Below are 12,635 nucleotides of genomic sequence, written 5' to 3'. Positions count from 1 at the left end.
CAAGCGTCGAGATTGTGTTGTCGACGCGGCGTCAATCCGCGCTTTCAGTCGGCGAAGCGCAGCAACACCGTATCCGCTTCGACGAAGTCGCCCTGGGTCGCGTGCACGCTGGCGATGCTGCCACTGCGCGGCGCCTTCAAGGCAAGCTCCATCTTCATCGCCTCCATCACCAGCAATTCCTGGCCTTCTTCGACGGTATCGCCCGCATTGGCCTTCACCAGCACGATACGGCCTGGCATCGGTGCGGTGATCTGGTTGCCGCCGGCGGCTTCCTTCGATTCCCAGGCGAAGGCGGGCGCGCGCTCGAACGCATAGCGATAGCCTTGCGTGTCGTGCACGGTCACGCGGGAGGCGTCCGCGCGTACCGGTACGCGCATGGCCTCACCGTCGAAACGTGCGCTCAATGCGTCCGCACCAAGGCGAGCGCCTTGCACGTCGCAGGATGCGTCGGCATAGCGCAGCTGATAGTTGCCGTCATGGCCATGGGCTTCCACTTCATGGCGCTGGCCATGCAGCGACAAGGCCACGATGCGCTTGCCGGCATGCCCCACACGCCACGCGTCAGCGCGCGACCAGGGCGAATGCGGATCGCTGGCGTTGGAGGTCACACTGGTCTCTTCGTGCATCAGTGCAGCCACGGCCGCGGCAAACAGCACGGATGCCGCCGGTGCCACATCGCCCGCGAGGAACTGGTCCAGATGACGGTCGAGATAGCCGGTGTCGATGCGTCCTTCGACCACCACCGGGTGGCGCGAGAGTCGTTCGAGGAAGGCGATATTGGATTTCGGCCCCACGATTTCGCTCGCCATCAGCGCATCGCGCAAGCGCTGCAGGGCTTGCGCGCGATCGACATCCCATACGATGAGCTTGGCGATCATCGGGTCGTAGAAGATGGTGACCGTGTCGCCTTCAATCACGCCGCCATCCAGACGCACGTGGCGCGACGGCGCAGGCAGACGCAACTTCACCAGCTTGCCGGAGCCGGGGAGGAAGTTCTGGTCCGGATCCTCCGCATACAGGCGCACTTCGATGGCATGGCCATGTGCCTTGATCTGCTCTTGCGCGAGCGGCAGGGGGTGGCCGGCGGCGATGAGCAGCTGCCATTCCACCAGGTCCAGGCCCAGGGTTTCCTCAGTGACGGGGTGCTCGACCTGCAGGCGCGTATTCATCTCCATGAAGAAGAACTCGCCGTCCTGGGCGACGATGAATTCCACCGTGCCCGCGCCGACATAGTTCACCGCCTTCGCCGCGGCGACAGCGGCAGCGCCCATGGCAGCGCGGCGTGCGTCGTCGAGGAAGGGCGAGGGCGTTTCCTCCAGCACCTTCTGGTAGCGCCGCTGCGCCGAGCATTCGCGCTCATTGAGATGGATGACGTTGCCTTGCGTGTCGCCGAACACCTGGAATTCGATATGGCGTGGATGCTCCACATAACGTTCGAGGATGACGCGCGTGTCGCCGAACGAACTGGCCGCCTCGCGCTGCGCGGACGCCAAGGCATCGACGAACTCCGCCTCGCTGCGCACGATGCGCATGCCCTTGCCGCCGCCACCGGCCGCGGCCTTGATCATCAACGGGAAGCCGGTGCGACGCGCCTGCTCGGCGAGCACTTCGGCGGACTGATCCGCGCCGTGATAGCCCGGCACCAAGGGGACCTGATGCTGTTCCATCAGCGCCTTGGCGGCCGCCTTGGACCCCATGGCGTCGATGCTTTCGGGGCGTGGACCGATGAAGGCGATGCCGGCATCGGCGCAGGCGCGTGCAAAGGCGGTGTTCTCGGAAAGAAAGCCGTAACCCGGGTGGATGGCTTGCGCACCGCTCTTGCGCGCCACATCGAGAATGGTCTCGCCGCGCAGATACGATTCCGTCGGGCGCGGGCCACCGATCGGCCAGGCCTCATCGGCCAGGCGCACATGCTGCGCATTGGCATCGGCCTCTGAATACACCGCAATGGTGTGGATCCCCAGGCGCCGGCAGGTGCGGATGACACGGCAGGCGATCTCGCCACGGTTGGCAATGAGTACGCGCTCGAACATGCGGCTTCCGGGGATGATGCGAAGCTGCCAAAACTAACAGATTGGCGCGTTGGAGCCGATGCGCGGCGCAACATGGCCCCTCCGTCCCTGTGGGAGCGCACCCTGTGCGCGACAAGGCTGCCTCACCGTTCGCCCGTCGCGCACAGGGTGCGCTCCCACAGGACTGAGGGGTTTACTCCCCGTCCCAGTACCCCACCTGCATATCGGCCCGCGTCACCATGCGAAAGCCCTGCGGCGTGCCATCGGCCGCCGGCGGATATTCCGCCAGGATGCCGATCTTGCCGGTATCGGGGTATTCGCAAATCTCCGGCGACTCCTTGGTGCTCACTGCGAGATAGCGCATCTCGGTCGCGCCGGTATTGATGATCTGATGCGCTTTCTCCGGGCCGCCGGGCGGGCAGGCGATGACGTCGCCCGCGCGGATCGGATAGCGTTCCTCGCCGAAGCGCACTTCGCCACTGCCTTCGATGATGAAGAACATTTCCTCGTTGACGCGATGACAGTGAAGCGGAAACGCACGCTTGCCGGGCGGCACCGCGGTGATGTTATAGCCCAGTTTTTTTGCGCCGATCTGTGGACCGAAGCGACCCATGCGCGCTTCGAAACGCTCGGCGGTGTCGCCGGTGGGACCCATGCCCGGCGGAAACGGCTGCAGCTGGACGTCGGCGATATTGATGATCGGATGCGTCATGGCGTGGTCTCCATGGAGTGGTCGTTGTCTGCGGCGTCAGCCCGGCTGGTGGCAGACCGCTTCGATATTGTGGCCATCGGGGTCGAGCACGAAGGCGCCGTAGTAGTGCTCGTGGTAATGCGGACGCAGGCCCGGCGCGCCGTTGTCGGTGGCGCCCGCCTCCATGGCGGTGCGATGAAAAGCCATCACGGCAGCGCGGTTGGGGGCCGTGAATGCCACGTGCACGGCGCCGCTGGCGTGGGCGGTCTGCGAGGTGCCAATCCAGAACGTCGGGCGCCCGGCGATGCCGAATCCGGCGTGCGAACCGTCGCCCGTCTGCTCCTCGGTTACCTCCATCACCAAGTCGCCGCCCAGCGTGGCGAGCACCTTGCGGTAGAACTCGCGGCTGCGTTCGTAACCGGAAACCTGCAATCCGACATGGTCGATCATCGTGTCGCTCCTGACGAAAGAATCGGTCAACGGGGGTGACGTATCAGTCTGCCGCACACCATGCAGCAGCACGTTTGGCCAGGAACGCGCCCAACCCTTCCTGACCTTCTGCCGATACACGCAGGCGCGCGATCAGCGCAGCGTTTTCGCGATCGGTGGTTTCCGCTTGCGCCGCATCGGCGCCGGCCATGCGCAACGCCAGCTGCTTGGCTTGCGCCTGCGCCACCGGTCCGGCCTTTGAAAGCAACGCAACCGCAGCGTCCACCGCGCTATCCAGTTGATCGGTAGGCACGCACTGATGAAGCAGGCCGATCTGCAGCGCCGTGGCGGCATCAAACAACTCGCCCGTGACAAACAGGCGACGCGCCTGTCGCAAGCCGATGGCGTGAATGACATACGGCGAAATCACTGCCGGCACCAGGCCGAGTTTCACTTCGGTAAGGCCGAAGCGCGCGCTGTCCACGCCGATGGCGATATCGCAGCACGCCACCAGGCCCACGCCGCCGCCATACGCCGCGCCGTTGACGCGGGCGATGGTGGGCTTGGGCAGGTATTGCAATGTGCGCATGAGGGTCGCGAGGCGCAGCGAATCCTCGCGATTCTCCGCTTCGCTCGCGCCGGCCATCCCGCGCATCCAGTTGAGATCCGCGCCGGCGGAAAAGCTGGCGCCTTCGCCGGTGAGCACCACGGCACGTACCGCGCTGTCCGCGCCGGCTTGCTGCAGCGCCTCGGTAAGCTCCGCGATCAGGCCGTCGTCAAAGGCGTTGTGCACCTGCGGGCGATTCAGTGCGATGCGGCGCACGCTGCCGTGATCGGCGATCTGGATGCTGCTGGCCATGGAAAGCTCCTGCTGGGGAGCGCCATCGTAAACCGAACCATCCCCGACCATCTCGTGGGCCGGGGATGCGGGGCTTAGTCCTTGGCCGGCAGCACCAGGAATTCGGCGGCTTGCCGTGCGCATCCCTTGGAGTGTTCGGCGCTCAGTTCGCGCCACCACGGTTGCACCGTTTCAAACTGCGCAGGTTCGATCGCCTCGCCCAGGCGGGGCATCACCAGGCCCTCCGGGACCCGGGCCAGCAAGACCTCGGCCGGCTCGGCCCATGGATGCATGGCCAGGTTGAAGGTGCCCCAGTGCACCGGCAGAAAGCGGCCGCTGCCCAACTGGCGCCACGCGCTGATGGCATTGTCGGGGCCCAGGTGCACGCTGCCCCACGACGGGTGAAACGCGCCCACTTCGATCATCACCAGGTCGAACGGCCCGAGTCGTTCGCCGATCTCGCTGAAATGCGGCGACAGGCCCGTGTCGCCGCTGAAGAACACCGCATGGCGTTCGCCGCGCAACACGAAGGACGACCACAGCGTGGCATTGCGATCGTGCAGGCTGCGGCCAGAGAAGTGGTGCGACGGCGCGGCAGTGAGGGTGAGTCCGCACGGCAGCGTGGTGCTTTCCCACCAGTCCAGTTCGGTGATGCGCTCGGCAGGCACGCCCCAGGCTTCCAGGTGCACGCCCACGCCCAGCGAGGTGATGAAGGGCACGTCCAGCTTCGCCAGCGCGCGGATGCTCGGGTAATCGAGATGGTCGTAGTGATCGTGCGAGATCAGCACGGCATCCAGCGGCGGCAGCTTGTCGATCGCCACCGGCACGGGCTGGAAGCGCTTTGGGCCCATGAATGAAAACGGCGAGGCACGCTCACCCCAGACCGGATCGGTGAGCACGCGCGCGCCGTCGATTTCCAGCAGCACGGTGGAATGGCCAAGCCAGGTGCTGCGCAGGCCGGTTTCCACCGGGCGCGTCCACGCGGCACGCGGATCGAGCGAGGGCAGTGGCCGGGGTGGCGTGCGTCCTTCGCCGTGGAAAATGAAATCGACCAGCGAAGGCTTGTCGTCGGCCACGCGCGGTGTGCTGGACGGATAGGTATTGGCAAAGGCTTCGCCGGCGTACTGCGAGGAAGCTTGCATGCGTTCGAGACGTAACCCGCTTGCGTGTCTGGCGAATAGAGCCATGTGAACCTCGGTATCCATGGGGTAGCGGCGTCGCAGTGGCTTGCGATGGCCTGCCTCACTGCTATCGGGGCGGTGGCTGCCAGTTCCAAGGCGGCCTCGATGGTGGCGGTTCAGCCCCATGTTCTTGCGGCTTAACGGGCCTATAGGCGGCATCCGGCCGCGCTGCAGTACCCGGATGGCTCATGTACAATGCGAACCATTCTTATTTAAGTTGGTGACCAGTGCGCCTGTCCGATCTTCCGAAAGGGGCTACTGCCGTGGTGGACCGAGTGGATGATGCTCACGCTTCCGACCCGATTGCGCAGCGCCTGCGCGACCTGGGCTTCGTGGCGGGCGAGCCGGTCCGCGTGGTGGCGCAGGGCCCGCTGGGGGCAGATCCCTTGCTGATCCAGATCGGCTCGACGCGCTTCGCGTTGCGCCGCAAAGAGGCGGAGCGCGTGCAGGTCCAGTCGGAGAACGCTGGATGAGTGCGGGCACGCTGCGTATCGCCCTGGTCGGCAATCCCAACTGCGGCAAGACCGCACTGTTCAACCAGCTCACCGGCGGTCGCCAGAAGGTGGCCAACTACGCTGGCGTCACGGTGGAACGCAAGGAAGGCCGATTCACGGCGCCTTCCGGCCGCGTGCTGCAGCTGCTCGACCTGCCCGGCACCTACAGCTTTGACGCCACCAGCCCCGATGAGCAGATCACGCGCGACGTGCTGGAAGGCAATTATCCGGGCGAGGCCGTTCCCGATCTGATCGTCTGCGTAGCCGATGCCACCAACCTGCGTCTGCACCTGCGCTTCGTGCTCGAAGTGAAGCGCCTCGGTCGCCCCGTGGTGCTGGCGCTCAACATGATGGATGCGGCGCGTCGCCGCGGCATCGTCATCGACGTGCCGGAACTGGCGCGACGCCTGGGCATTCCCGTGGTGGAAACCGTTGCGGTGAAACGCGACGGCGTAAGAGCGCTGATCGCCCAGGTGGACGGTGAGATTCCGCAGGCCGCGCCCGCGCAGTCCGATGACGCCGAAAGCCGCGCCGATCTGCATGTGCAGGTGCGCGAGCTGATGACAGCCACCGTGACCATGCCGCGCGCCACGGCGGAGATCGACGACGCGCTCGACCGCTGGGCGCTGCATCCCGTGTTCGGCCTGGCCATTCTTGCCCTGGTGATGTTCCTGGTGTTCCAGGCGGTGTATGCCGCCGGCAAGCCGATGACCGATCTGATCGGCGACGGCTTCGGCTGGCTGGGCGAGCACGCCACCGCGTGGATGCCGGCCGGTCCGCTGCAGAGCCTGCTGGTCGACGGCGTGTTCGGCGGCCTCGGCACGGTGATCGGCTTCCTGCCGGAAATCCTGGTGCTGTTTTTCTTCATCCTGGTGCTGGAGGAGTCCGGCTACCTGCCGCGCGCAGCCTTCCTGCTCGATCGCCTGATGGTGTCGGTGGGGCTGACCGGGCGTTCCTTCATTCCGCTGCTTTCCAGCTTCGCCTGCGCCATTCCCGGCATCATGGGCACGCGCAGCATCACCGACCCACGCGATCGCCTGTCGACGATCCTCGTCGCGCCGTTGATGACGTGTTCCGCGCGTCTTCCCGTCTATGCGCTGTTGATCGGTGCGTTCATACCCACTCATCGCGTGCTGGGCATCTTCAACCTGCAGGGCCTGGTGCTGTTCGCGTTGTATGCGGCAGGCATTCTTGGCGCGATGCTGGTGGGCTGGGTGATGAAGAAGCTGCGCCGCGATCGCAGTGAGCACGCCTTGCTGATGGAGCTGCCGTCGTATCGGCTGCCCAAGCTGCGCGATGTGGGACTGGGCTTGTGGGAGCGCGGCACGATCTTCCTCAAGCGACTCACCGGCATCATCCTCGGCCTGACCGTGCTGATGTGGTTTCTGTCCACGTTCCCGTCGCCGCCGGCAGGCGCCACCGGTCCCGCGATCGACTACAGCTTCGCTGGTTACATGGGGCGCGGCCTGCAATTCATCTTTGCGCCGCTGGGTTTCAACTGGCAGATCAGCGTGTCGTTGATTCCCGCTTTTGCCGCGCGTGAAACCGCCGTGGCCGCGCTCGCCACGGTGTATGCGGTCGGTGGCGACGGTGCCGATGGCGCCGGCCTGGCGCAGGCGCTGGCGGCCAACTTCTCGCTGGCCAGCGCGTTGTCGTTGCTGGTGTGGTTCGCGTTTGCGCCGCAGTGCATGTCCACGCTGGCGGTGATCCGCCGCGAGACCAACTCGTGGCGCAACGTGGGCATCTCGTTTGGCTACATGTTCGTGGTGGCGTATGTCGCCTCGTTCCTCACTTACCAGATCACAAGCTGGCTGACATGAGTACTGGGTTGCTCGTGCAATACGTGATCATCGGCGCGATCGTGCTGATCAGCGCATGGATCACGCTACGTAAACTGGCGCCGAAGTTGACCAGCCGCTGGCTGGCATCGCTGGCGCTGCGTCTTGACCGGCAGGGCAGCGCGGCATGGCAGCGTGCGCTGGCACACCGCCTGCAGCCCAAGCAGGCCAGCGGCAATTGCAGCGATGGTTGCGATACCTGTGGCTCTTGCGGTCCCAAGCCGCCGGCTGCCGCGCGCGACGTGCAGCCTCTTCATTTCCGTCCGCGCGGCAAGTAGCAACTTACTGACGGTTCCCCGGCAGTTCCATCGGCGGATTGATCTTGTGCGTTGCCGGGTCGTCCGACTTGACCGGCGTAAGAATGCCCACCGTCACCGTGCCCGAGAGCAGGTAAGAGGCGAACTTCGGATCGTACGGGTCATCGCTGGCGCGCAACTGTTCATAGGCGATGACGCCATCCGTCTGATGCACGCCGGTGACTTCACCGGCGGTGAAGGCTTGCATGCCACCGTTGCCAACGTCATAGCTGATCGGCGACTCGTGGCTGTTTCTGCCGGTGGTGCCACCCACGACCAGGTGTGGCGCTGCCGAGCCCACGCGCGAGCCGGTCGCCGACATCAGCACCTCACGCCAGCGCGCCTTGGCCCGCACCAGTGCGGTGGCGTCGCCATAAGTCGGCAACAGTTCGCGCCATATCACATTGGCCTGTTCGAACTGCTCCGGCGTCATATTCGCGTAGAGCAATTGCTTGGCGTAGACGTACTGCGTTTCGTTGCGCTCGGCGGCCAGTGCGAACCAGGCCATGGCACGCGGCAGGTCGACCGGCGAGCCGTGGCCGTTGAGATACATCACGCCCAGGTTGTATTCGGCCGGCTTGTACGCCCACGAGGCCGACACCTTGTACATCGCGATGGCGTGCTCGTAGTCGTGCTTCTGGTTGGCCAGCGCGCCAAGATAGAAAAAGTATTCGCCAGGACGGCCGTCGTCTTCCGGTCGATTGAACGGATCGGTGCGGCTGGTGGGGACGTCCGGCGTGGCCCTGTAGCTCACCACTTTCGGCGGCGGCGCCTTCGTGTCGATGGGGATAGTGGGCAGCGCAGTGTCCGTGGCATGCAGGGCAGGGGAGAGCCACAACCCGGCCAGCAGGATGGCGGAGAACGGCGCTTGCAACAGGTGATTTCGCACGGTCATGGCGACACCTCGCATCGTCTGCCTGGGGTGGAGCAGCGAGTCGAAATTACTCCCAACCGTGGCGCCATTCAATCGCATGGTTGCCGGCGGGCGCATCGCAGGAAAGCGCGCCGGCAACCTGTCGATCGCCCACCCCGTCAGCGATGGGGGAGTTGTTCGTAGCGCGCCAGCAGATGGCTGAAGACCGGCCAGAACGGCTGCGGCAAATGGCCGTCCAGACGATCCTCCAGGATATTGAGGTGGGTATGCCAGCCGCCGCTGACGCCGGCGATATCGGTGGCCTTGAGTTTGCTGTGCGTCACCGTGAGGCGAACCTGTTCACCTGCGGGTGCGAGCTCGAAGCTGACTTCCGAAGGCTCCTGTGCATCGCCCCAGGAGATCGCCAGTAGGGTTGGCGGCTCGCAGGCGATGACGCGGTGATGGGTGGTCTTGCCGGCAGCGATCGATGCGAATCGGGCTGGCGGCGGCAGCGGCGTCTGCGACAGTTGGGCGTGATCGAAGCGCAGCTGGAATTCGCTGCCCACGCGTTGCTCCATCGCGCCACTGCCCAGCCATTGCGCGCGCTTGTCCGATTCGGTGAGATAGGACCACACACGCTCGATCGGTCCTGGCAGCAGGCGTTCGAAACGCGCCGTGTCTGCGGCAAGCAACTGGCGCGGGGGATCGCGCTGCAGCTTTTGTGCGAGCTTGGCGAGGATGCCACCCCAGCCTTCCTGCGTCGCATCGGCCCATTCCGGCAACACGCCTTCATGCAGCATGCGCAGTTCGCAACCGGATCCGGACGGGACGATGTCGATGCTGACCTTCGTAGTGGCCTCGGAATACTTGGGCACCGCAAAGGTGAAGACGAGCCGCCGCGGCCGATCGATTTCCAGATACTCGCCGACATGCTCGACGTCTTCGCCATCGCGCCTGTCGATAAAACTGAAATGGCCACCGACGCACGCGTCGATATCCACTTTCACCATCTCGCCGTTTGGCGCGGAATAGAGCCAGCGGCCAGCGGTGGCGGGATCGAGCCATGCATCGAAGACGCGTTCCGGGCTGGCGTCGAAATGGCGGGAGATGCGCAGGGTTCGTAGCGTGCTCATCGACAATTACCTTTTGGGCAGGGCGCTGTCCTCGGCCTCGAGCAAGGCCTCGAGCGCATCGAGTTTGCGGTTCCAGAACTGCTCGTAGAAGCGCAGCCATTCATCGGCGGCAGCGAGCGGCCCCGGTTCCAGACGACAGATATGGGTGCGACCCTTGACCAGACGGCGCACCAGGCCCGCGCGCTCCAGCACCTTCACATGCTTGGAGGCTGCGGCCAGCGACATCGCGAACGGCGCGGCCAGTTCGCCGATATTGCGGTCGCCGTCGGCCAGGCTGCGCAACATGGCGCGGCGGGTGCCGTCGGTGAGGGCCTGGAAGACGGTGTCCAGGGTGGGCATCGGATATTCAACCATGGAGTTGAATATCCGCCTCGCTCAGTCGAATGTCAACCGTTTGGTTGAATGTGGGCCGACCAGGCCCTGTGCGTGCCCTCGGTGCGGATGAGACGACAGATCGCTAAACTCGCGCGGTTACTCAGGAGCCACCCATGCAGCACACGCCCAACACCGAGACGGCCGTGCCCGACGGCGATCTCTCCGATGTGATCATTTCGCCGACGCATGTCCACCATCCGGCCGGCCACAACGTGGTCGACACCTTGGACATCGCCGGGCACGACGAAGTGGATCACGAGACCGCCTTGCGCGAGTCCTCGTTGCGCGTTCCGCGCTGAATGCCTCAAGCGTGACCTGAACTCGTTCGCCCGCCCTTGTGGCCAGGCGAACGTTGACGCTTACATGCGGAACACGCCGTAGCGCTGCGGTTCGATCGGCGCATTGAGCGAGGCGGAGATCGCCAGGCCGAGCACGCGGCGCGTATCGGCTGGATCGATGATGCCGTCATCCCACAGGCGCGCGCTGGCGTAGTAGGGGTGGCCCTGGCGTTCGTACTGGTCGCGGATCGGCGCCTTGAACGCTTCTTCTTCCTCCGCGCTCCAGCTTTTGCCGCTCGCTTCGATGCCGTCACGGCGCACCGTCGCCAGCACCGAGGCGGCCTGCTCGCCGCCCATCACGCTGATGCGCGCGTTTGGCCACATCCACAGGAAGCGTGCGCCGTACGCGCGGCCGCACATGGCGTAATTGCCGGCACCGAAGCTGCCACCGATCACCACGGTGAACTTGGGCACGTGCGAGCACGCCACCGCGGTCACCATCTTGGCGCCGTCCTTGGCGATGCCCGCGTTCTCGTATTTCTTGCCGACCATGAAGCCGGTGATGTTCTGCAGGAATACCAGCGGCACGTTGCGCTGGTTGCACAGTTCGATGAAGTGCGCGCCCTTGAGAGCCGACTCGGAGAACAGGATGCCGTTGTTGGCGATGATGCCTACCGGATAGCCGTGGATATGCGCAAAGCCGCATACCAGGGTCTTGCCGTAGCGGGCCTTGAACTCGTGGAACTCCGAGCCGTCCACGATGCGTGCGATGACCTCGCGGATATCGAACGGGCGCCGGCTATCCTGCGGGATCACTCCGTACAGTTCCTCGGCGGCGTGCAGCGGCTCGCAGGGCGCGCGCAGGGCCAGCGGCATGTCTTTCTTGCGGTTGAGGCTGGCGACGATGTCCCGCGCGATGGAGAGCGCGTGCGCGTCGTTCTCGGCGTAATGATCGGCGACACCCGAAATAGACGTATGGACATCCGCGCCGCCCAACGCCTCGGCATCGACCACTTCGCCGGTGGCGGCCTTCACCAGCGGCGGGCCACCCAGGAAGATCGTGCCCTGCTCGCGCACGATGATGGTCTCGTCGCTCATGGCCGGCACATAGGCGCCGCCGGCGGTGCACGAGCCCATCACCACGGCGATCTGCGGAATGCCCAGGCCCGACATGCGTGCCTGGTTGTAGAAAATGCGGCCGAAGTGCTCCTTGTCCGGAAACACCTCGTCCTGCAGCGGCAGGAAGGCGCCGCCGGAGTCGACCAGGTAGATGCAGGGCAGGCGGTTTTCCAGCGCGACTTCCTGCGCCCGCAGATGTTTCTTCACCGTGATCGGGAAATAGGTGCCGCCCTTGACCGTGGCGTCGTTGGCGACCACGACCACTTCCAGGCCGTTGACCCGGCCGATGCCGGTGATGATGCCGGCTGCCGGCGCGGCATCGTCGTACATGCCATGGGCGGCCAGTGGCGAGAGCTCGAGGAAGGGCGAGCCCGGATCGAGCAGGGCGCGGATGCGTTCGCGCGGCAGCAGCTTGCCGCGGGCCGTGTGCTTGGCGCGGGCCTTCTCGCCGCCGCCTTCCGCACTGCGAGCCAGCTCACGGTGCAGGTCGTCCACCAGTCCCTTCAGCTGCGCGCTGCTCGCCTGGAAATCCGGGGCGCGGGGGTCGATCTGCGACGCAATGACACTCATGGGCTCAGGCTGCCTTGGTGGGAAACGTCGATCATAGCGGCCCATGGCCGAGGGCTAAATCGGCGTCGCAGCATAGAAGGGGCACGTACTTTCACTTACGCACAAAGACTGGCCGCTGCCTTTGCATGGGGCAAAAAAAAACCGGCCGCACAAGGCGGCCGGTTTTAGAAGTACACGAGTGTACTTAGTGACCAGCGGTCGAAGCAGCAGCCGGAGCAGCAGCGGTCGAAGCCGGGGTCGGCGCAGGCTGTTCGGCCGGAGCAGCAGCGGTCGAAGCGGGAGCTGCGGCCGGAGCCTCTGCCGGAGCAGCAGCAGCCTTCTGAGCCTGGTCAGCAGCCTGCTGAGCCTGGTCAGCCGACTTCTGAGCGTCCTGCGCGGAATCCTGCGCGCCGTTGCTGCAAGCCGCCAGCAGCGCGACGAGCGCAGAGGCGAGAAGGGTACGCGTGAACTTCATGTTGAATCTCCTTTGCCGTGGAATGCCGTTTGGCGGGCGTATTAATAGCGCTTTCGCGGAAAATCCGCCACATC

The 12,635-nt window shown here is 65.2% G+C and carries 13 protein-coding genes and 1 pseudogene; 4 read left to right on the top strand and 10 right to left on the bottom strand.

The features are described from left to right. Positions 1 to 44: 44 nt before the first annotated feature. From AB4Y82_RS02455 to AB4Y82_RS02435, 5 genes are all read right to left on the bottom strand, one after another. Positions 45 to 2,033 carry an ATP-binding protein gene (locus tag AB4Y82_RS02455; protein ID WP_441604275.1) on the bottom strand — a complete coding sequence of 663 codons (1,989 nt, stop codon included), beginning with the start codon at positions 2,031 to 2,033 and terminating at the stop codon, positions 45 to 47. Positions 2,034 to 2,205: 172 nt separating this feature from the next. Next, positions 2,206 to 2,724 (bottom strand): cupin domain-containing protein, encoded by a 519-nt coding sequence (locus AB4Y82_RS02450; protein ID WP_441604274.1) that lies wholly within the window; start codon positions 2,722 to 2,724, stop codon positions 2,206 to 2,208. A gap of 36 nt (positions 2,725 to 2,760) precedes the next feature. Continuing rightward, entirely contained in the window at positions 2,761 to 3,153 is a 393-nt protein-coding gene (locus tag AB4Y82_RS02445) for a VOC family protein (RefSeq protein WP_441604273.1), read from the bottom strand. A 43-nt stretch (positions 3,154 to 3,196) separates the two neighbouring features. Then, positions 3,197 to 3,991: an enoyl-CoA hydratase-related protein gene (locus tag AB4Y82_RS02440; RefSeq protein ID WP_441604272.1), complete on the bottom strand. Its 795-nt coding sequence runs from the start codon at positions 3,989 to 3,991 to the stop codon at positions 3,197 to 3,199. Between the two features lie 74 nt (positions 3,992 to 4,065). Beyond that, complete coding sequence (locus AB4Y82_RS02435; protein WP_441604271.1) at positions 4,066 to 5,112, bottom strand: MBL fold metallo-hydrolase; 1,047 nt, start codon at positions 5,110 to 5,112, stop codon at positions 4,066 to 4,068. A gap of 266 nt (positions 5,113 to 5,378) precedes the next feature. Here AB4Y82_RS02435 and AB4Y82_RS02430 point away from each other — a divergent pair, with 266 nt between their 5' ends. From AB4Y82_RS02430 to AB4Y82_RS02420, 3 genes are read left to right on the top strand one after another with little or no spacing between them, the layout of a single operon-like run. Continuing rightward, positions 5,379 to 5,624, top strand: a complete 246-nt coding sequence (locus AB4Y82_RS02430; RefSeq protein ID WP_441604270.1) for a FeoA family protein — start codon at positions 5,379 to 5,381, stop codon at positions 5,622 to 5,624. Next, positions 5,621 to 7,465 carry a ferrous iron transporter B gene (feoB, locus tag AB4Y82_RS02425; protein WP_441604269.1) on the top strand — a complete coding sequence of 615 codons (1,845 nt, stop codon included), beginning with the start codon at positions 5,621 to 5,623 and terminating at the stop codon, positions 7,463 to 7,465. Before AB4Y82_RS02430 ends, feoB begins: the two co-directional genes overlap by 4 nt. Then, a complete protein-coding gene (locus tag AB4Y82_RS02420) occupies positions 7,462 to 7,761 on the top strand; it encodes a DUF6587 family protein (protein ID WP_441604268.1) in 300 nt (99 codons plus the stop codon). Before feoB ends, AB4Y82_RS02420 begins: the two co-directional genes overlap by 4 nt. Positions 7,762 to 7,765: 4 nt before the next feature. Here the strand turns inward: AB4Y82_RS02420 and AB4Y82_RS02415 are convergent, their stop codons facing one another. The 3 genes from AB4Y82_RS02415 to AB4Y82_RS02405 all read right to left on the bottom strand — a co-directional run bounded on the left by AB4Y82_RS02415 (position 7,766) and on the right by AB4Y82_RS02405 (position 10,119). After that, positions 7,766 to 8,674 carry a tetratricopeptide repeat protein gene (locus AB4Y82_RS02415; RefSeq protein WP_441604267.1) on the bottom strand — a complete coding sequence of 303 codons (909 nt, stop codon included), beginning with the start codon at positions 8,672 to 8,674 and terminating at the stop codon, positions 7,766 to 7,768. Between the two features lie 137 nt (positions 8,675 to 8,811). Beyond that, positions 8,812 to 9,765 carry an SRPBCC domain-containing protein gene (locus AB4Y82_RS02410; RefSeq protein WP_441604266.1) on the bottom strand — a complete coding sequence of 318 codons (954 nt, stop codon included), beginning with the start codon at positions 9,763 to 9,765 and terminating at the stop codon, positions 8,812 to 8,814. Positions 9,766 to 9,771: 6 nt separating this feature from the next. Next, positions 9,772 to 10,119, bottom strand: coding sequence for an ArsR/SmtB family transcription factor (locus AB4Y82_RS02405; RefSeq protein WP_441604265.1), 348 nt, complete (start codon positions 10,117 to 10,119; stop codon positions 9,772 to 9,774). 134 nt (positions 10,120 to 10,253) lie between these two features. On the opposite strand from AB4Y82_RS02405, the gene AB4Y82_RS02400 reads away from it, so the two are divergent. Continuing rightward, the gene (locus AB4Y82_RS02400) at positions 10,254 to 10,439 is read left to right on the top strand and encodes a hypothetical protein (RefSeq protein ID WP_441604264.1); all 186 of its coding nucleotides are present in this window, start codon (positions 10,254 to 10,256) and stop codon (positions 10,437 to 10,439) included. A gap of 60 nt (positions 10,440 to 10,499) precedes the next feature. On the opposite strand, the gene AB4Y82_RS02395 is transcribed toward AB4Y82_RS02400, so the two are convergent. Both AB4Y82_RS02395 and AB4Y82_RS02390 read right to left on the bottom strand, forming a co-directional pair. Continuing rightward, the gene (locus AB4Y82_RS02395) at positions 10,500 to 12,107 is read right to left on the bottom strand and encodes a carboxyl transferase domain-containing protein (protein WP_441604263.1); all 1,608 of its coding nucleotides are present in this window, start codon (positions 12,105 to 12,107) and stop codon (positions 10,500 to 10,502) included. A 193-nt stretch (positions 12,108 to 12,300) separates the two neighbouring features. Next, positions 12,301 to 12,561: pseudogene (locus tag AB4Y82_RS02390) on the bottom strand (hypothetical protein); the annotation flags it as partial. Positions 12,562 to 12,635: the final 74 nt, after the last annotated feature.

Origin of the sequence: Dyella sp. 2YAF14 (assembly GCF_052114725.1) — a bacterium.
GTDB lineage: Bacteria > Pseudomonadota > Gammaproteobacteria > Xanthomonadales > Rhodanobacteraceae > Dyella.
This window is presented reverse-complemented; position numbering and strand designations above follow the sequence as displayed.

What these genes read in the sequence shown, in the direction of transcription:
- AB4Y82_RS02420 (WP_441604268.1), top strand. Translation starts at nt 7,462, where the DNA reads ATGAGTACTGGGTTGCTCGTGCAATACGTGATCATCGGCGCGATCGTG.
- AB4Y82_RS02435 (WP_441604271.1), bottom strand. Translation starts at nt 5,112, where the DNA reads ATGCAAGCTTCCTCGCAGTACGCCGGCGAAGCCTTTGCCAATACCTAT.
- AB4Y82_RS02450 (WP_441604274.1), bottom strand. Translation starts at nt 2,724, where the DNA reads ATGACGCATCCGATCATCAATATCGCCGACGTCCAGCTGCAGCCGTTT.
- AB4Y82_RS02405 (WP_441604265.1), bottom strand. Translation starts at nt 10,119, where the DNA reads ATGGTTGAATATCCGATGCCCACCCTGGACACCGTCTTCCAGGCCCTC.
- feoB (WP_441604269.1), top strand. Translation starts at nt 5,621, where the DNA reads ATGAGTGCGGGCACGCTGCGTATCGCCCTGGTCGGCAATCCCAACTGC.
- AB4Y82_RS02445 (WP_441604273.1), bottom strand. Translation starts at nt 3,153, where the DNA reads ATGATCGACCATGTCGGATTGCAGGTTTCCGGTTACGAACGCAGCCGC.
- AB4Y82_RS02415 (WP_441604267.1), bottom strand. Translation starts at nt 8,674, where the DNA reads ATGACCGTGCGAAATCACCTGTTGCAAGCGCCGTTCTCCGCCATCCTG.
- AB4Y82_RS02455 (WP_441604275.1), bottom strand. Translation starts at nt 2,033, where the DNA reads ATGTTCGAGCGCGTACTCATTGCCAACCGTGGCGAGATCGCCTGCCGT.
- AB4Y82_RS02440 (WP_441604272.1), bottom strand. Translation starts at nt 3,991, where the DNA reads ATGGCCAGCAGCATCCAGATCGCCGATCACGGCAGCGTGCGCCGCATC.
- AB4Y82_RS02410 (WP_441604266.1), bottom strand. Translation starts at nt 9,765, where the DNA reads ATGAGCACGCTACGAACCCTGCGCATCTCCCGCCATTTCGACGCCAGC.
- AB4Y82_RS02400 (WP_441604264.1), top strand. Translation starts at nt 10,254, where the DNA reads ATGCAGCACACGCCCAACACCGAGACGGCCGTGCCCGACGGCGATCTC.
- AB4Y82_RS02395 (WP_441604263.1), bottom strand. Translation starts at nt 12,107, where the DNA reads ATGAGTGTCATTGCGTCGCAGATCGACCCCCGCGCCCCGGATTTCCAG.